Source organism: Streptomyces sp. NPDC001941 (assembly GCF_040296945.1).
Lineage (GTDB): Bacteria > Actinomycetota > Actinomycetes > Streptomycetales > Streptomycetaceae > Streptomyces.
In genome coordinates this window covers 193,793-210,607 of record NZ_JBEOYE010000001.1, presented here as the reverse complement: position 1 = coordinate 210,607, position 16,815 = coordinate 193,793, and the positions used below count along the sequence as shown (strand labels likewise).

At 74.3% G+C, this 16,815-nt stretch carries 15 protein-coding genes; 11 read left to right on the top strand and 4 right to left on the bottom strand.

Annotated features, from left to right (window positions below; genetic code table 11):
• Positions 1 to 7: 7 nt before the first annotated feature.
• Positions 8 to 625: an NADPH-dependent FMN reductase gene (locus tag ABT160_RS00885; RefSeq protein WP_351641807.1), complete on the bottom strand. Its 618-nt coding sequence runs from the start codon at positions 623 to 625 to the stop codon at positions 8 to 10.
• Between the two features lie 118 nt (positions 626 to 743).
• Between ABT160_RS00885 and ABT160_RS00880 the strand changes: the two genes are divergently transcribed.
• The 3 genes from ABT160_RS00880 to ABT160_RS00870 all read left to right on the top strand — a co-directional run bounded on the left by ABT160_RS00880 (position 744) and on the right by ABT160_RS00870 (position 3,128).
• Positions 744 to 1,529 (top strand): aminotransferase class IV, encoded by a 786-nt coding sequence (locus tag ABT160_RS00880; protein WP_351641804.1) that lies wholly within the window; start codon positions 744 to 746, stop codon positions 1,527 to 1,529.
• Positions 1,530 to 1,836: 307 nt separating this feature from the next.
• Positions 1,837 to 2,346 carry a GVDTG sorting domain-containing protein gene (locus ABT160_RS00875; RefSeq protein WP_351641801.1) on the top strand — a complete coding sequence of 170 codons (510 nt, stop codon included), beginning with the start codon at positions 1,837 to 1,839 and terminating at the stop codon, positions 2,344 to 2,346.
• Positions 2,347 to 2,510: 164 nt separating this feature from the next.
• Positions 2,511 to 3,128 carry a class F sortase gene (locus ABT160_RS00870; protein ID WP_351641799.1) on the top strand — a complete coding sequence of 206 codons (618 nt, stop codon included), beginning with the start codon at positions 2,511 to 2,513 and terminating at the stop codon, positions 3,126 to 3,128.
• A gap of 121 nt (positions 3,129 to 3,249) precedes the next feature.
• Here the strand turns inward: ABT160_RS00870 and ABT160_RS00865 are convergent, their stop codons facing one another.
• Entirely contained in the window at positions 3,250 to 4,029 is a 780-nt protein-coding gene (locus tag ABT160_RS00865) for a TSUP family transporter (RefSeq protein ID WP_351641796.1), read from the bottom strand.
• A gap of 314 nt (positions 4,030 to 4,343) precedes the next feature.
• Complete coding sequence (locus tag ABT160_RS00860; protein ID WP_502984145.1) at positions 4,344 to 5,663, bottom strand: ferredoxin reductase family protein; 1,320 nt, start codon at positions 5,661 to 5,663, stop codon at positions 4,344 to 4,346.
• A gap of 522 nt (positions 5,664 to 6,185) precedes the next feature.
• Here ABT160_RS00860 and ABT160_RS00855 point away from each other — a divergent pair.
• The 7 genes from ABT160_RS00855 (at position 6,186) to ABT160_RS00825 (ending at position 14,663) form a co-directional block, all read left to right on the top strand.
• Positions 6,186 to 7,385 carry an NAD(P)/FAD-dependent oxidoreductase gene (locus ABT160_RS00855; protein WP_351641791.1) on the top strand — a complete coding sequence of 400 codons (1,200 nt, stop codon included), beginning with the start codon at positions 6,186 to 6,188 and terminating at the stop codon, positions 7,383 to 7,385.
• A gap of 126 nt (positions 7,386 to 7,511) precedes the next feature.
• Positions 7,512 to 10,004 carry a nitrite reductase large subunit NirB gene (gene nirB / locus ABT160_RS00850; protein ID WP_351642215.1) on the top strand — a complete coding sequence of 831 codons (2,493 nt, stop codon included), beginning with the start codon at positions 7,512 to 7,514 and terminating at the stop codon, positions 10,002 to 10,004.
• Positions 10,001 to 10,378, top strand: coding sequence for a nitrite reductase small subunit NirD (gene nirD, locus ABT160_RS00845; RefSeq protein WP_351641789.1), 378 nt, complete (start codon positions 10,001 to 10,003; stop codon positions 10,376 to 10,378). Before nirB ends, nirD begins: the two co-directional genes overlap by 4 nt.
• A gap of 92 nt (positions 10,379 to 10,470) precedes the next feature.
• Positions 10,471 to 11,055 (top strand): TetR/AcrR family transcriptional regulator, encoded by a 585-nt coding sequence (locus ABT160_RS00840; protein WP_351641787.1) that lies wholly within the window; start codon positions 10,471 to 10,473, stop codon positions 11,053 to 11,055.
• Positions 11,056 to 11,196: 141 nt separating this feature from the next.
• Positions 11,197 to 12,600, top strand: a complete 1,404-nt coding sequence (locus tag ABT160_RS00835) for an MFS transporter (RefSeq protein ID WP_351641784.1) — start codon at positions 11,197 to 11,199, stop codon at positions 12,598 to 12,600.
• Positions 12,601 to 12,749: 149 nt separating this feature from the next.
• On the top strand, positions 12,750 to 13,511 hold the full coding sequence (locus ABT160_RS00830; RefSeq protein WP_351642212.1) for an SDR family NAD(P)-dependent oxidoreductase: 762 nt from the start codon (positions 12,750 to 12,752) through the stop codon (positions 13,509 to 13,511).
• 222 nt (positions 13,512 to 13,733) lie between these two features.
• A complete protein-coding gene (locus ABT160_RS00825) occupies positions 13,734 to 14,663 on the top strand; it encodes an oxidoreductase (RefSeq protein WP_351641781.1) in 930 nt (309 codons plus the stop codon).
• Positions 14,664 to 14,708: 45 nt separating this feature from the next.
• Here ABT160_RS00825 and ABT160_RS00820 read toward each other — a convergent pair whose 3' ends face one another.
• Positions 14,709 to 15,125 carry a VOC family protein gene (locus tag ABT160_RS00820; protein ID WP_351641779.1) on the bottom strand — a complete coding sequence of 139 codons (417 nt, stop codon included), beginning with the start codon at positions 15,123 to 15,125 and terminating at the stop codon, positions 14,709 to 14,711.
• Between the two features lie 408 nt (positions 15,126 to 15,533).
• Here ABT160_RS00820 and ABT160_RS00815 point away from each other — a divergent pair, with 408 nt between their 5' ends.
• Complete coding sequence (locus ABT160_RS00815; protein WP_351641777.1) at positions 15,534 to 16,811, top strand: ABC transporter substrate-binding protein; 1,278 nt, start codon at positions 15,534 to 15,536, stop codon at positions 16,809 to 16,811.
• Positions 16,812 to 16,815: the final 4 nt, after the last annotated feature.

Sequence of the window (16,815 nt, the reverse complement as noted above, 5' to 3'; positions counted from 1 at the left end):
GGGACGGTCAGGCACCGTACGGGCGCTCGTCGCGCGCCGTGCGCAGTGCGTGCCCCCACCACGCCAGCTGGTCCAGCATCGTCTTGACGGCCGCCTCGGGCCCCTCGGGCTCCCGGTGCTCCCCGTCCTCGCCGAACTGTCCGTGCGCGTTGTGGAAGGAGACCGTGTCGCGGACGGTGACGGCGTGCAGTTCGGCGAAGACCTGCCGCAGGTGCTCCACCGCGCGCAGGCCGCCGGAGATCCCTCCGTACGACACGAACCCGACGGGCTTGGCCTGCCACTCGGTGAAGTGCCAGTCGATGAGGTTCTTCAGGGGCGCGGGGAAGGAGTGGTTGTACTCGGGGGTGAGCACGACGAAGGCGTCGGACGCGGCCAGTTTGGGGGTGACCCTGGCGAGCTGGGCGAGGGCTTCGGGCGAGGGGCTGTGCGAGAGGGCGGCGGGCAGCTCGTCCTCGCCGAGGTCGACGACCTGGATGCGGAAGCCGTCGTGGAGCGCGGCGCGGGCGAGGAACCAGTCGGCGATGACGGGGCCGAAGCGGCCGTCCCGGTTGGAGCCGACGACGAGCGTCAGCGTGAGGGGCTTCGGGGCGGGAACGGCGGGGTTCTGGGGCGTGTCGGTGTCCATGGGCACGAGGGTGGTACCTCAAGCGGACTTGAGGTCAAGCCCCGTCCGCAAGCCCGGTCCGGCGGACGTGATCACCCCTCCGGCGCACGCCCGCGACGGCCGGTCGTACGGTGGCCGGATGACGCTGCCGCACATGGAGATCGACGGGGAGCACGCCACCGCGGACCTGCTGGCCGCCCGGCTCCTCGACAACTACGGACACTTCACGGCCATGCAGGTCAGGGACGGCCGGGTGCGCGGCCTCGCCCACCACCTGCGCCGCCTGGACGAGGCCACGCGTGAACTGTTCGGCGCGGAACTGGACGGCACGCGCGTGCGCGAGCACGTCCGGCACGCGCTCGCCACGGCCGACCTGCGCGACGCCTCGGTCCGGGTGCACGTGCACTGGCCGCAGGGGTACGGGCAGGCGTCGCTGATGGTGATCGTGCGCCCGCCCCAGACCATGGACCCCGCCCCCAAGCGGCTGGTGGCGGTGGAGCACGCGCGCGAGGTCGCGCACATCAAGCACCTGGGCGGCTTCGGCCAGGCCCACCACTGGCGGGCGGCCCTGCGCGAGGGGTACGACGAGGCGCTGCTCACCCTGCCCGACGGGACGGTGACGGAAGGCGCGATCACCAATGTGGCCTTCTGGGACGGCACTTGCCTGGTGTGGCCGCAGGCGCCGAGCCTGCTCGGCATGACGATGGCCGTGCTGGCACCGCGCCTGCCGTCCGCACGGCGCAGGGTGACGGTGGACGACCTGGGGGCCTACCGCTCGGCGTTCGTGACGAACTCGCAGGGCCTGGCGCCCGTCCGGTCGGTGGAGGTGCCCTGGCGTTCGCTCTCGTACGCCTTCGAGGTGGACGAGGAGCTGGTGGCGCGGGTGCGCGCGGAGTACGAGGCGGTGGAGTGGGACGTGATCTGAGGGCGGCTGCCCGGGGGCGGCCGGGGGCGTACGCGCGCGTGGGGGCCGGATACGGAACGCGGGGCGGCCGGGGGCCTGACGCGTCGCCGCGTCACCCGTTCGCACGGCCCGTCAGCTGATTACCCGTCACCCGCTCTGACCTGCGGAGACTCCTTCCGTCCAGCGCGACACGCCGAGGTCGGCCCGGAATCTGACAGACCTTCAGCAGGCGTGCCCTCCGTACTGGCCCTTACCTCGGAGACAAGGAGACCCCACGGTCCCCCGGGACGGCTCCACGTCCCGCCCGCCGCCGGCCCCGGAGGACCCCATGCGCACCACTGCCCGTCTGCTCACCGGTACCGCGCTGTCGGCCACCGCGCTCGGCGCGTTCCTCGCACCGGTCGCGTACGCGGGGGACTACGACGCGCTGGAGGTGTACCCCTCGTCCGCCGCGCCGGGCACCACGGTCACCGTCAACACCACAGCCTGCGGCTCCAACGGCCACGGCGTGGGCGACGCCAGGGCCCTGGGGGCCGGCGACTTCCAGCTGGCGAGCAGCACGCACAAGGAGGTCGTGGTCGGACAGTTCACGATCCCGCACGGTGCCGCGCCGGGCCGCTACGAGATCGCCGTCGCCTGCGACAACGGCAAGACGGCCTCCGGCAGCCTGACCGTCGAGCAGGGCGGCGGCCCGCACGGGCACGTGAAGACGGGCATCGGCGGCAGCGTCGGCCCGGACACCACCCAGATCGCGGTGGGCGCGGCGGTTCTCGCCGCGGCCGCCGTCGGCGGTACCTGGGTCCTGCGCCGCCGGGCGAGCGGCGCGCAGGGCAGCTGAACGGGACCGGTCTCCACCGTCCCGTACCGCCGTCCCCGCCCCTCCGTCTCGTACCCGAGAGCGAGCGGAGGGGCTTCGGGGAGCACCGACGATCCGTCCGATCCGGCCGCCGGCACCGCGTGCGGCCCGCAGCCGACTCCGCAGCCGACTCCAGGGGGGACCGCATGAGCAGCAAGGGCACCGTCTGGGGCATGGTGGCCGCCGCGTGCGTCGGCATCTGGCTGGTGCAGAACGGCGCGGAGGACGTCACTCCCCCGGTGCCGTCCTCGGCGGAGGCGTTCGCCGCGGGACCCCAGCGCCACACCGCGCCGGCCGCCGCACCGCTCGGGCCCTCCGCGCCCGTCCGGATGCGGATCCCCGCCATCGAGGTCGACGCCCCGGTGATGCGGCTCGGTCTGGGGGCGGACGGCAGCCTGGACGTGCCGCCGGCCGGGAACCGGAACATGGCCGGCTGGTACAAGGACGGCACTCCGCCCGGCGCCAGGGGCACCGCGATCGTGGCGGGGCACGTCGACAACGCCCAGGGCCCTGCGGTCTTCTACGCGCTGGGGGCGCTCAAGAAGGGCCATCGCGTCGAGGTCGACCGCAAGGACGGCAGGACGGCGGTCTTCGCGGTCGACGCGGTCGAGGTCTACGAGAACGAGGACTTCCCCGACCGGAAGGTGTACGGCGCCGCCGACCGGGCCGAGTTGCGGGTCATCACCTGCGGCGGCGGCTTCTCGAAGAAGACGGGCTACCAGGGCAACGTGGTGGCGTACGCGCACCTGATCGGCGTGCGCTGAGGCACGGACGCCGGGGCCGGGAGCCCCTGAGGCCGCCGGGGCCGGGGAGGGCCCTGAGGGGGCCGTGGAGGGGCCCTGAGGGGCCTGCACGGGCCCGCGGTGGGGCCTGGGTGGGTGCGGGTCAGCCGGACCACTGGTCGAAGGCGAGCTTGGCGACCAGCGAGAACACCACGACGAGAAGGACCCCGCGGACGAACTCCGAGCCCTTGCGCAGGGCCATGCGGGCGCCGATGAGCCCGCCCGCGAGGTTGAAGACGGCCATCACGGCGGCCAGCTGCCACAGGACCGAGCCCTGGATGCTGAAGGTGATGAGGGCGCCCACGTTGGTGCAGACGTTGACGATCTTCGCGGTGGCCGAGGCGTGCACCAGGTCGAGGTGGAGCACGGCGGTGAGGGCGAGGACCAGGAAGGTGCCGGTGCCGGGGCCGAAGAGGCCGTCGTAGAAGCCGATGCCGCCGCCGACCAGGACGATCGCGGCCACCACGCGGGAGCGGGTGGGCGGGGTGCCGGCCTTGGCGGTCCCGAAGGAGGGGCGCAGCAGCACGAACGCGGCGACGCCGAGCAGGACGACCATGATGACCGGGCGGAGCACGTCGCTGCTGATCCCCGCGGCGAGCGAGGCCCCGGCCATCGAGCCGACGAGGGCGGCGAGTCCGATCCGTACCGCCGTGCCGACCCGGACGGGGGTCCTGCGGACGTACGTGACGGCGGCGCCGGTGGTGCCGACGATGGCGACCGCCTTGTTGGTGCCCAGGACGTGGGCGGCCGGGACGTGCGGGAGACCGAGCAGGAGGGCGGGCAGCAGCAGGAGCCCGCCGCCGCCCACCACGGCGTCGATCCACCCCGCCATCGCGGCGGCGGCGCACAGGACGACGAGCACGGTCAGCGATATGTCGGGCATGGTCATGACCCTATGGACGGGACGGTCGTGACGTCCATCAACGCCCGGGGAGTTGAGCAAGGTCAGAGGTTCCCGCGGCGGGCGCGCGGTCCGGGGCGGGCGGGGAGGCCGGGGTCACGGAAGCGGTGAGCAGGGTCGCCGCGAGGGCGCTGGCACCCAGCAGCCCCGCGGCGAGGGACCGTCGGGCCAGCTCGACGGGGAGGGGAAGTGAGGGGAGGGGAAGTGACACGGACAGCGGAAGGAAGGGGCGGGGCGCTCTGCGGTGGCGGGACACGGCGGTTCCTTGCTGGAGGCGGACGCGGGACGCGGGCGGGTCAGCTGGTGAAGTTCTCGCTGTGGACGCGGTGGGCGGGGACACCGGCGCGGACGAGTGCCGCCGTCGCGGCGTCGGCCATGCCGGGCGGTCCGCACAGGTACACGTCGTGGGCGGCCAGGTCGGGGACCAGGTCGCGCAGGGCCCGGGGCGCCAGCGGGTCGAAGGGGGCGTCGGAGGGGCCCAGGAGGTAGTGCAGCGCGGCGCCGCGGGTGCGGGCGATGGCGTCGAGCTCGTCGCGCAGGACGAGCTGGGAGGCGTTGTTGGCGCGGTACAGGAGGGTGAGGTCGCCCGGGGCGCCGGGCAGCGTCTCGAACAGGGCCCGCAGCGGGGTGATGCCGACGCCGCCCGCGATGAGCAGCACCTTGCGGCGGGCCCTGCGGTGGGCGGTGAGCGCGCCGAACGGGCCGGTGGCGAGCACCCGGGTGCCGGTCCTGAGCCTGCGCATCCGGCGCGTGTGCACGCCGATGGCCTTCACCGTGATGCGCAGGGTGTCGTCGCGGGCGGGCGCCGATAGGGAGAACGGCAGGGCGGTGTACCAGAGGCCGCGCTGCAGAAAGCGCCAGCGCAGGAACTGTCCGGGCTCCGCGCGCAGCCGGTCGAGGCCGGTGCCGCGCACGGTGACGGACACCGCGTCGGGGCCCTCCCTGCGGACGTCGAGGACTCTCAGGTCGTGGCGCAGGGCCTGGCGGGCGGGGACGACGAGGCGGTACCAGAGGAGCAGTACGGCGACGGTGGCGTGCAGCATCGCCCAGAGCCAGGCGGCCGGGACGCTGCCCGCGACGTCCGGGCCGACCAGCTGGTGCCCGAAGGCGAGCGCCACGGCGACCAGGCTGAGCAGGTGGACGGCGCGCCAGGCCTCGTGCGGGAGGCGGCGGCGGGCGGCGCGCGCGGAGGTGATGCCGACGGCGACGAGGAGCGCGGTGCCCGCGGTGGCGGCGGCGATGCCTCCGTAGCCGAGGAGTTCGCGGGTGGCGGCGAGCAGGTCGGTACGGGTGTGGGCGGCGTACCCGCACAGGGCGAGGAGGGCGTGGGCGGCGACGAGGGACAGTACGGCGCGGCCGCCGCGCGCGTGCCAGCGGGCGAGCTGGTCGGCCCCGACGCCGTGCTCGATGGCGGGGACGCGGGCCATCAGGAGCAGCAGGACGAGGATGCCGTACCCGGCGAGCAGACCGGTCAGATGGGCGCCGGTGGCGAACAGGGCGTCCAGCCGCGCGGACGGTTCGGCCTGGACGCCCCACAGCGCGGACACTCCCCCGGCGCCCGCGACGATCCCGCCCCACAGCTGTCCGGGCGCCACCCGCGGGGCGCCGGGCCGCACGACGGCGGGGCGTGCGGTGGCGGGGCGTGTGTCCGGGGCGGGTCCGGTGATGGTTCCGCGTGCGTCCGGGGCGGGGCGGGGCGCGGTGTCGCGTCGGTCGGCCGCGGCCGGTCCTCCGGCCGACAGGTGCTCGTCCCCGGGGGCGCGGACGGTCACCGTCTGCCCGCCTCGCGCCGCACGTCCCTCTGTCGCGCGTGCTGCCCTCCGGTCGGTTCCCCGCCCCTCTCCCCCGCGTCGTCCCGACGGCCGGGGACGCTGGGAGAGGTAGGCCGTCAACGCCGGATAGCCGGCGAGTTCGCGGTCGGTCGCCTCGATCGTCACGGCCCGCACACTAGGCCCGCCATGCGGTCACAAACGGCTGGTCAGAGCATTCCTGACGATCCTTAAGGCCCTCTTGAGGAAGGGCCAACCGTCGATTAATGCAAACCCTCACAACGTCCGCCCGCCCGGAATGAGATCAGCGTTCCGTACGGGAAACAGACGGGATCCCGACGGGTAACACCCGGCCCGCACGCTGCCGTCATGAGCGAACGGATCGTGGTGGTCGGGGGCGGGAGCGCGGGGGCGCGGCTCGCCCAGCGGCTCCCCGGCGGGTGGGACGTGACCCTGCTCGGCGAGGAACCGCACGCCCCCTACAACCGGGTGCTCCTCGGCAGCGTCCTGGCCGGACGGTACGCGCCCGAGGTCATCGCCCTGCCCGCGCCGCCCGTACGGACGCTGCGCGGAGTACGGGCGGTGCGGGTGGACCGGACGGCGAGGGTGGTGCACGGCGACGACGGCAGCGAGACGGGGTACGACCGGCTGGTCCTCGCGACCGGGTCGAACCCGGTGCTGCCGCCGCTGCGGGTGGCGGGCGGCACCCTGCCGGAGGGCGTGCACCCGTTCCGTACGCTCGACGACTGCCTGGCGCTGGCCTCGGCGGTACGGCCCGGGGTCCGCGCGGTCGTGATCGGCGGCGGGCTGCTCGGGGTGTCCGCGGCGCGGGCGCTGGCGGCCCGGGGCGCCGAGGTGGTGCTGGCCCAGCAGGGCGAGCACCTGATGGAACGACAGCTGGACGCGGTCGCGTCCGGTCTGGTGCGCGGGCACGTCGAGGCGCTGGGCGTGGAGGTGCACACGCGGTGCCGGGCACGTGCGCTGCGCGAACGGGACGGTGCCGTGAGCGGCGTGGAACTGGCCGACGGCTACGTCCTCGACGCGGAGGTCGTGGTGCTGGCCTGCGGGGTGCGTCCGCGCACCGGCCTGGCCCGGGAGGCGGGCCTCGCCGTGGACCGGGGGGTCGTGGTCGACGACGAGCTGCGCACCTCGGACCCGTCCGTGTACGCGATCGGCGACTGCGCGGAGCACCGCGGCGTCGTCTACGGACTGGCCGGCGCCGCCCTGGAGCAGGCCGACGCGCTCGCGGACGTGCTCACCGGCGGCGGCACGGGCTACCGGGGCACGCGCGCGCTCACCCGGCTCACCCTGGACGCCCTCGGGGCGCCCGCGCTGGACCTGGCGGCGTTCGGCGAGGCCACGCCACGGCCCGGCGACGACGTCGTGCAACTGGCCGACGCCACCCGCCGCGCGTACCGGAAGGTCGTCGTGCGCGGCGACCGGCTGGTCGGCGGCGTCCTGCTGGGCGACCTCGGCGCCGTCGGCGCGCTCGCCCGGGCCTGGGAGGGCGACGAGGCCCTGTCCGGGGCCCCGCTGCTCCACCTGCTCACCCACGACGGAGGCTCCTGAGAGATGACCACCCCGCAGCCGCACAGCATCGACGTCCCTGCCCCGCACACCCCCGCGGAGCACAGCGCCGCGCCGGCCCCGGCGCGCCCCGGCGCCCGCGAGACCCTGGTCCTGGTCGGCCACGGCATGGTCGGACAGCGGTTCCTGGAGGAACTGGCGGCCCGGGGGGTGACGGCGCGCACCCGGGTGGTGGTCCTCGGCGAGGAGCCGCGCGCGGCCTACGACCGGGTGCGCCTGTCCTCGTACTTCGACGGCCGCACCCCGGACGAACTGTCCGTGTGCCCGGAGGGGTTCCTGGACGAGCACGGGATCGAGCTCCGTCTGGACGATCCGGTGGAGTCGGTGGACCGGGCGGCCCGGACGGTCACCACGCGCGGTGGGCGGGTGGTGGCGTACGACACCCTGGTGCTCGCGACGGGCTCGTACCCGTTCGTCCCTCCGGTGCCGGGCAAGGACGCGCGCGGGTGCTTCGTGTACCGCACGATCGAGGACCTGCTGGCAATCGAGGAGTACGCGAAGACGGCGCGTACGGGCGCGGTGGTCGGCGGAGGGCTGCTCGGCCTGGAGGCGGCGGGCGCCCTGAAGGGCCTGGGACTGCGCACGCACGTGGTCGAGTTCGCGCCCCGGCTGATGCCGGTGCAGGTCGACGAGGGCGGCGGGGCGGCGCTGCTGCGCACCATCGAGGGCATGGGCCTGGACGTGCACACGGGCGTGGGCACCCAGGAGGTGCTGACGCGGGACGGGGCGGCGGCCGGGATGCGCCTGTCGGACGGTTCCGAACTGGCGGTGGACCTCGTGGTGTTCTCCGCCGGGGTGCGGCCAAGCGACCGGCTGGCGCGCGACTGCGGGCTCGCGGTGGGCGAGCGCGGCGGGATCGTGGTGGACGAGCTGTGCCGCACCTCGGACCCGGCGGTGCTGGCGATCGGTGAGTGCGCGCTGGCGGCGGACGGCCGGGTGTACGGCCTGGTGGCTCCGGGCTACGAGATGGCGCAGACGGCGGCGGCCGTGGTCGCGGCGGCGGAGCCGCGGCCGTTCACGGGGGCGGACACGTCGACGAAGCTGAAGCTGCTCGGGGTGGACGTGGCGTCCTTCGGTGACGCGCACGGGGCGGCCGAGGGCTGTCTGGACGTGGTCTACGCGGACTCCCGGTCGGGCGTCTACAAGAAGCTCGTGGTGGACCGCGAGGGGGTGCTGCTGGGTGGTGTGCTGGTCGGGGACGCGGACTCGTACGGGCTGTTGCGCCCGCTGACCGGTTCCGTACCGCCCGTCCCGCCCGAGCGCCTGGTGCTCCCCGCGGGGGCCGGGGCTCCGGTGGCGCTGGGGCCTTCCGCGCTGCCCGACGACGCGGTGGTGTGCAGCTGCCACAACGTGACGAAGAAGGCCATCACCGCGTGCGCGACGCTGCCCGAGGTGAAGAAGTGCACCAAGGCGGGCACCGGCTGCGGCAGTTGCGTGAAGGTGATCGGACAGCTGCTGCCGGAGCCCGCCGACAAGGGCCTGTGCGGCTGCTTCCCGTACACGCGCGGGGAGGTGTACGAGATCGTGCGCACCCTGCGGCTGACGTCCTTCGCCGAACTCCTGGACTCCCACGCGCGCGTGGAGGCGCGCGGGGGCGAGGGCTGCGAGGTGTGCAAGCCCGCCGTGGCGTCGATCCTGGCGGGCCTGGGCGGCGGGCACATCCTGGACGGGGAGCAGGCGGCCCTGCAGGACACCAACGACCACTTCCTGGCGAACCTCCAGCGCAACGGCTCGTACTCGGTCGTGCCGCGCGTCCCCGGCGGAGAGATCACTCCGGACAAGCTGATCGTGATCGGCGAGGTGGCCCGGGACTTCGGGCTGTACACGAAGATCACGGGCGGGCAGCGCATCGACCTGTTCGGGGCGCGGGTGGACCAGCTGCCGAGGATCTGGGCCCGGCTGGTGGCGGCGGGCTTCGAGTCGGGGCACGCCTACGGCAAGGCGCTGCGCACGGTGAAGTCCTGCGTGGGGAGCACCTGGTGCCGCTACGGGGTGCAGGACTCGGTGCGCATGGCGATCGACCTGGAGCTGCGCTACCGGGGGCTGCGCGCCCCGCACAAGCTGAAGTCGGCGGTGTCGGGCTGCGCGCGCGAGTGCGCGGAGGCGCAGTCGAAGGACTTCGGGGTGATCGCCACGGCGAACGGCTGGAACCTCTACGTGGGCGGCAACGGCGGCGCGACGCCGCGCCACGCCGACCTGCTGGCACAGGACCTGTCCGACGCCGAACTGGTGCGCCTGATCGACCGGTTCCTGATGTTCTACATCCGCACGGCGGACCGCCTGGAGCGCACCTCGACGTGGCTGGAGCGCCTGGAGGGCGGCCTGGACCACCTGCGGGACGTGGTGGTGCACGACTCGCTGGGGCTGTGCGGGGAGCTGGAGGCCCTGATGGCCGCGCACGTGGCGGGCTACCGCGACGAGTGGGCCGAGACGCTGGAGGACCCCGAGCGCCTGGGCCGCTTCGTGTCCTTCGTGAACGCGCCGGGGACGCCGGACCCGACGGTCCGGTTCGTACCGGAGCGCGGCCAGATCAAGCCGGACCTGGGGGTGCTGAGCGTGGCGGAGGCCGCGCGGGCCCCGGAAGGAGCAGTGGGTCGATGAACCTGGAACTCGGTTACGGCGGCGGCTGGTTGCCGGTGTGCGCGCGGGAGCGGCTGACCCCGGGCAGGGGGGTGGCGGCGCTGCTGCCGGACGGGACGCAGGCGGCGGTGTTCCGGGACCGATCGGGCCGGGTGTACGCGGTCGGGAACCAGGACCCCTTCACCGGGGCCCAGGTCCTTTCGCGGGGGCTCGTGGGGTCGGCGGACGGCCGCCCGTTCGTGGCGTCGCCGCTGCTGAAGCAGCGCTTCGACCTGGAGTCGGGGCGGTGCCTGGACGAGGAGGGGGTGGCGGTGCCGGTGTTCGCGGTGCGAGTGGCCGGGGACGCGGCGCGGGCCACGGAGGAGGCGCAGGCCGAGGAGGCCGAGGCGGCGTGAGGGCCGTTCCCGCCCGGCCCGGGCCGGGCGGCGGGGTGATCACTCGAACGGATTACTTGACCGGCCGTTCCAGAAAGCCCTAGAGTCAAGGTGTGGCCAGGACCAAGGAATTCGATCCGGAGGCCGCGCTGCGGGCAGCACTCGACCTGTTCTGGCAGCGCGGCTACGAGGCGACGTCGATGGCGGACCTCGTCGAGCACCTGGGAGTCGGGCGCGCGAGCATCTACGCGACCTTCGGGAACAAGCACCAGCTGTACCTGAAGGCCCTGGACCGGTACGGCGAGTCAGGGGACGACACCCTGCTCGCCGAGCTGTCGCAGCCGGGACCGGCCCTGCCGGCCGTGCGGGCGGTGGTGCGCCGGTTCGCGGCGGAGGCGAGCGCGGAGGAGCGGCGGCTGGCGGGCTGCTTCGTCACCAACACGGCGGCGGAGCTCGGCCCGCACGACGACCTGGCCGCCCGTCGCGTGGAGCGGAGCTGGGAGCACCTGGAGACCCTGCTCCACTCGGCGCTCGTGCGGGCGCAGACCCAGGGCGAACTGCCCGGGGACCGCGACCCGCGCACCCTGGCCCGGATGTTCCTGGTGCTGTTCCAGGGCATGCGGGTGACGGGCAAGGCGTCCACGAACCCGGACCGGGTCAGGGACGCGGCGGAACAGGCACTGACCCTGCTGGACTGAACCGAACAGGACCGGCCCGAACCGGTTCGGACACACGAGCGGGACCCGGCGCCCCGACCTCACAACGGGGCAGCCGGCCTTCACCTATCCAAATAACAGAACGATCGGTCAAGAAAGAGGGGGATCATGAAAGGGGGGACCATGAGCAGGGGGACGAGCAGCGCGAGACGGACGGTGCCGAGCGCCGTGCGCGAGGACGTACCGGAGGTCGCGCCACGGGGCGCGGGCCCGGCGGAAGCGGTCCGGCCCGCGCCCGTGACCCGACGGCGCGGCGGCTTCGCCCTGCTGGGCACGGTGCAGGTCGTACTGATCTTCACGCTCGCCGCGATCGCCGTACCGCTCCCCCGGATCGGGCGGGAGTTCGGGCTCGACCGGGCCGATCTGCTCCTGCTGTCCACGGCGTACGGGCTCAGCTTCGCGGGCCTGCTGCTCCTGGGCGGCCGGCTGACCGACCGGTACGGCGGGCGCCGCGTCCTCACCGCCGGCCTGGTCGTCTTCGCCCTGGCCTCCGCGCTCGGCCCGCTCGCGCAGGGGTACGGGACGCTGCTCACCGCCCGGTTCGCGCAGGGCGTCGGCGCCGCGCTCGTCGCCCCGGCCGCGATGGGCGTGCTGCGCGCCCTGTTCCCCTCGCCCCTCGCCCACGGCAGGGCGATGGCCACCTGGGGCGGGCTCTCCGTGCTCGGCGCCACCGCGGGCAACCTGGGCTCAGGGGCCGTGTCGGCCGCCCTGTCCTGGCGCTGGACCTTCGCGGTACCGCTCGCCACGGCCGCCGTGGCCCTGGCGCTCGCGCCCCGGCTGCTGCCCGCCACCCCGCCGGGGCCCGGCCGCTCCCTCGACGTCACCGGCGCCGCGCTGGCGACCGCCGGGATCATCCTCGCCAGCTACGGCCTGGTGACCGGGTCGGCGGCGCCCGCGGTCGGCGGGGTCGCGCTGCTGGTCGCCTTCCCCCTCGTCGAGCGGCGCGCCCGTGACCCGCTGCTGCCACCGGACTTCCTGCGGGACCGGCGGCGACTGCTGGGCCTGGCGGCGGTGGCGCTCACGGCGGCGGGGACGGCGACGGCGTTCGTCCTGTTCTCGCTGGCGCTCCAGGAGGAGCGCGGCTACTCCGCCCTGGCCGTCTCCGGCGCCTTCGTCCCCTTCGCGCTCGTCCTGCTCCTGGCGGGCCGGGCGGCAGGACCGCTGATATCCCGGTTCGGGGCCCGGGCCGTGACCGCCGGGGGCCTGGCCACCGGGGCGGCGGGCCTCGCCCTCCTCGCCGCCACCGGGACGAACCCCCAGCTGCCGTACGCCACCGCCCTGTTGCCCGGGCTCCTGCTGCTGCCCGCCGGATCCGCCGCGTCCTTCGCGGGGGCCGCGGTCCTCGCCACCGAGGGCGTCCCGGCGCACCGCACCGGACTCGCGGGCGGCGTCCTGAACACGGCGATGGAGTGCGGCCCGACCGTCCTGTTCGCCCTCCTGCTCACCCTCGGCGGGGACACCGCGTCGCTCGCGGCGACCGCGGCGGCCTTCGCCCTCCTGGCAGGGGCACTGCGGCTCACCCGGTAGCCACCGGGCCCGCACCCCGCACCGGACTCTCACACCAACGGCTGGCACGTCCAGCACAGACAGCACATCCAGCATGTCCAGCACGTCCAGTGCATTCGACACACTCGGCCCTCCCGGGCCGCACGACACCATACGGAGTTCCCATGTCCATCCGCACCCGCTTCACCGACAAGACCGTCCTCGTCACCGGTGGCGGCTCCGGCCTCGGCCGGGCCATCGCCCTCGCCTTCGCCGCCGAGGGGGCCCGGGTCGCCGTGGCGGGCCGGTCCGCCGCACCGCTCGACGAGACGGTGGCCCTGATCGAGGCCGCCGGCGGGACCGCCGAGGCGTTCACCGCCGACGTCGGCGTCGCCACCCAGGTGCGGGACTTGGTGGCCGCCGTGGTCGCCCGGTTCGGCGGGCTCGACGTCGCCGTGAACAACGCGGGCGTCCTGCGGGCCGGGCTGCCGGTCGCCGACCTGCCCGAGGAGGACTGGCGCGCGCTGCTCGACACCAACGTCACGGGCGTGCTGTTCTCGCTCCAGGCCGAGATCGGCCACATGCGGGCCCACGGCGGGGGCGCCATCGTGAACGTGGCCTCCAACCTCGGGGCGCACAAGCGGCTGCCGGGCCTCGCCGGTTACGCGGTGTCCAAGGCCGCCGTGTCCACCCTGACCCGGGCCGCCGCCCTGGACCACGTCGAGGACGGGATCCGGATCAACGCGGTCAGCCCGGGCGCCTCCGACACGGCGATGTCGCTGCTGGCGGGCGAGAGCGAGGTGGAGCGGGCGATACGGATGAAGGGCGACTCCCCGCTGGGCCGGGTCTCCACCACCGACGAGGTCGCGGCCGCCGTGCTCTACCTCGCCTCGGACGACGCGGGCTCGGTGGTGGGGGCGGACCTGGTGGTGGACGGCGGGGTGTCGGCCTGACCCGGCCGCCCTGCGCAGCCGGTCCTGGTGCACCTGGTCCGCCCTGCGCAGCCGGTCCTCGTGCACCCGGTCCTCGTGCAGCCGGCCCTCCCTGTGCATTTGGCCGGGCCCTCCCCGGATCCCGGCGGACGCGGGGCTTCCGGAGGGGGTGGGTGCGGGTCGGCCGGGGTCGGGGGCGGCGTCTACCGTGGGGCCGAGAATCCCTCGACCGAGGAGTGCCGTATGACGGGCTGGAGCACGCGGGACATCCCCGACCTGGGCGGGCGCACCGCCGTGGTGACCGGGGCGAACAGCGGGATCGGGCTGGTCACGGCCCGGGAGCTGGCGCGGCGCGGGGCGCGTGTGGTGCTCGCCTGCCGCAGCGAGACCCGGGGCCGGGAGGCCGAGCGGCACGTGCGGGCCGAAGTGCCGGACGGGGAGGCGGAGTTCCGGCCGCTGGACCTGGCCGACCTGGGGTCCGTACGGGAGTTCGCGGCCTCGCTCCCGTACGACTCGCTGGACCTGCTGGTGAACAACGCGGGGGTGATGGCGCTGCCGTACGGGCGGACGGCGGACGGGTTCGAGACGCAGTTCGGGGTCAACCACCTGGGGCACTTCGCCCTCACCGGGCTGCTGCTCCCCCGGCTGCTCGCGGCCAAGGGCGCGCGCGTAGTGAGCGTCTCCAGCGGGCTGCACGCGCTCGCCAACATCGACATCGACGACCTCAACAGCGAGCGGCGCTACCAGCGGTGGGTGGCGTACGGGCGGTCCAAGACGGCGAACCTGCTGTTCGTGCACGAGCTGGCGCGGCGGCTCGCGGCGGCCGGGTCGGACGTGGTGGCCGCGGCGGCGCACCCCGGGTACGCGGCGACGAACCTGCAGACGGCGGGGGCCCGGATGGAGGGGCGCCGGGTCGTGGAGCGGCTGGCGGAACTGGGCAACCGGGTGCTGGCGCAGCCGGCGGAGGCGGGCGCGCTGCCGACGCTGTTCGCGGCGACGGCGCCGGGGGTGCGGCCGGACTCGTTCACGGGGCCCCGGGTCCTGGCGTGGCGCGGGGCGCCGGCGGCCTCCTACCGGACGAAGTGGACGCTGAACGACACGGCCGGTGAGCGGCTGTGGGAAGCCTCGGAGCGGCTCACCGGCGTGACGTACGAGGGCCTGGCGACGGCGTAGCCCCGGCGGGCCCCGCACCGCTCGCGGGTCCGGGGCCCTGCCGGGTCAGCCCTGGACCTGGGACGGGTCCATCCACATGACCTCCCAGTGGTGACCCTCCGGGTCCTGGAAGGAGCGGCCGTACATCATCCCGTAGTCCTGCGGGTCCTTGGCGGGCGCTCCGCCGTTGGCCAGGGCGGCGTCGCACAGCTCGTCCACGCGCTCGCGGCTGCCGGCGCTGAGGCAGATCAGGACCTCGGTGGCCTTGGCGGGGTCGACGACGTCCTTGCCGGGCTGGGTGAAGTCGCGGAAGCGGCCCTCGGTCATCAGCATCGCGAAGATCGTGTCGCTGATGACGAGACAGGCGGTGTTGTCATCGCTGAACTGCGGGTTGAAGGAGTAGCCCAGCGCCTCCCAGAAGGTCCTGGACGTCGACAGGTCCTTCACGGGGAGGTTCACGAAGATCATCTGGGGGTGGGACATGGCGTGGTCTCTCTTCCGTCGCGGCTCTCGTGGCTCTCGTAGCGCTCGGTGCGCTGTCGAGGGGGTAGACAGGGCGCCTCGCCGGAACTCATCGCCCCACGAGAAGAAATTTTCGAACAATCCCGGCCGGTCCGCAGCCCGGGAGCGGAAGGGGGAGCGGGGCCGTCACTCCACGTGACCGGGAGGCAGCGTGACCGGGAGACGGCGTGACGGGGACGGCGTGCGGCCCGGATGGCCGGTCGGGGGCGGCCAGGCCACACAAAGCCGCAACACACCTGTCGTAATCCCCTCGCATGGTTGATCGTTGGGCCGGGCACCGACCGAAGGGCATCGATCAATCGATCGTCCGACCCGCTCGACCATTCGACGGTTCGAAGATTCGACAGTTCGACTGAAGGGGGACCCACGATGACCACCACCCGCGGCCTCAGCCGCCGGGCACTGCTCTCCACGGCCGCCGCGTCCGCCGGCCTCGCGCTCGCCACCGCCTGCGGCTCCAACACCGGTCGTGGCGGCGACGGTTCGGGAGGAGGGGGCAAGGCGCTGTCGCAGTGGTACCACCAGTACGGCGAGCCGGGCACCGAGCAGGCGGTGCGGCGGTACGCGAAGGCGTACGGCAAGACGCCCGTGGACGTGCAGTGGCGGCCGGGCAACTACGACCAGCAGACGGCCGCCGCCCTGCTCACCGACTCGGGACCGGACGTCTTCGAGGTCAACGGCCCCTCCCTGGACCAGATCCAGGGCGGCCAGGTGGTGGACCTGACCGAGCTGTTCGCCGGGGTGAAGGACGACTTCAACCCGGCCGCGCTGGCACCGAAGACGTACGACGGGAAGATCTGGGCGATCCCGCAGGTCGTGGACATGCAGTTGCTCTACTACCGCAAGAGCCTGCTCTCGGCCGCCGGGCTCGCGCCGCCCGCCACGCTCGACGAGCTGGTCGACGCGGCGAAGAAGCTGACGGACGGGAAGACCAAGGGCCTGTTCCTCGGGAACGACGGCGGCGCGGGCGTCCTCGGCGGCACCCCGCTGTACGCGGCGGGGCTCGGGCTCGTCACGGACGACGGCAAGACCGGGTTCGACGACCCGGCCGCCGCCCGGACGCTGGCGAAGATCCGCCAGTTGTACGCCGACAAGTCGCTGCTGCTCGGCGCCCCCGCCGACTGGTCGGACCCGTCGGCCTTCATCCAGGGCCTGACGGCCATGCAGTGGTCCGGGCTGTGGGCGCTGCCGCAGGTGAAGAAGGCACTCGGGGACGACTTCGGGGTGCTGCCGTTCCCCAAGGACGGCGCGTCGGGCCGCCCGACGGTGCCGGTCGGGGCGTACGGGGCGGCGGTGAGCGCCCGTTCGAAGCGGCAGGCGGAGGCCAAGGCGTACCTGAAGTGGCTGTGGATCGACTCCGCGGACCTCCAGCAGGACTTCGCGCTCTCGTACGGCTTCCACATCCCCGCCCGGATCTCGCTGGCGAAGAAGGCGGCCGAGCTCAAGGACGGGGCGGCGGCGGACGCCGTGCGGTACGCGACGGAGAACGGCTACGCGCAGCCACTGCTGTGGACCCCGGCCAGCCAGACCGCCTACCAGGACGCGCTCAGCCGGATCATCAAGGACGGCGCGAACCCGGACACCGAGCTGAAGGCGGTGGTGCGCAGGACGGACGAGGAGCTGGCGCGCGTACGGAAGAAGTCCTGAGCCG

What these genes read in the sequence shown, in the direction of transcription:
- ABT160_RS00825 (WP_351641781.1), top strand. Translation starts at nt 13,734, where the DNA reads ATGACGGGCTGGAGCACGCGGGACATCCCCGACCTGGGCGGGCGCACC.
- ABT160_RS00855 (WP_351641791.1), top strand. Translation starts at nt 6,186, where the DNA reads ATGAGCGAACGGATCGTGGTGGTCGGGGGCGGGAGCGCGGGGGCGCGG.
- ABT160_RS00815 (WP_351641777.1), top strand. Translation starts at nt 15,534, where the DNA reads ATGACCACCACCCGCGGCCTCAGCCGCCGGGCACTGCTCTCCACGGCC.
- ABT160_RS00835 (WP_351641784.1), top strand. Translation starts at nt 11,197, where the DNA reads ATGAGCAGGGGGACGAGCAGCGCGAGACGGACGGTGCCGAGCGCCGTG.
- ABT160_RS00875 (WP_351641801.1), top strand. Translation starts at nt 1,837, where the DNA reads ATGCGCACCACTGCCCGTCTGCTCACCGGTACCGCGCTGTCGGCCACC.
- ABT160_RS00880 (WP_351641804.1), top strand. Translation starts at nt 744, where the DNA reads ATGACGCTGCCGCACATGGAGATCGACGGGGAGCACGCCACCGCGGAC.
- nirB (WP_351642215.1), top strand. Translation starts at nt 7,512, where the DNA reads ATGGTCGGACAGCGGTTCCTGGAGGAACTGGCGGCCCGGGGGGTGACG.
- ABT160_RS00885 (WP_351641807.1), bottom strand. Translation starts at nt 625, where the DNA reads ATGGACACCGACACGCCCCAGAACCCCGCCGTTCCCGCCCCGAAGCCC.
- ABT160_RS00865 (WP_351641796.1), bottom strand. Translation starts at nt 4,029, where the DNA reads ATGCCCGACATATCGCTGACCGTGCTCGTCGTCCTGTGCGCCGCCGCC.
- nirD (WP_351641789.1), top strand. Translation starts at nt 10,001, where the DNA reads ATGAACCTGGAACTCGGTTACGGCGGCGGCTGGTTGCCGGTGTGCGCG.
- ABT160_RS00820 (WP_351641779.1), bottom strand. Translation starts at nt 15,125, where the DNA reads ATGTCCCACCCCCAGATGATCTTCGTGAACCTCCCCGTGAAGGACCTG.
- ABT160_RS00870 (WP_351641799.1), top strand. Translation starts at nt 2,511, where the DNA reads ATGAGCAGCAAGGGCACCGTCTGGGGCATGGTGGCCGCCGCGTGCGTC.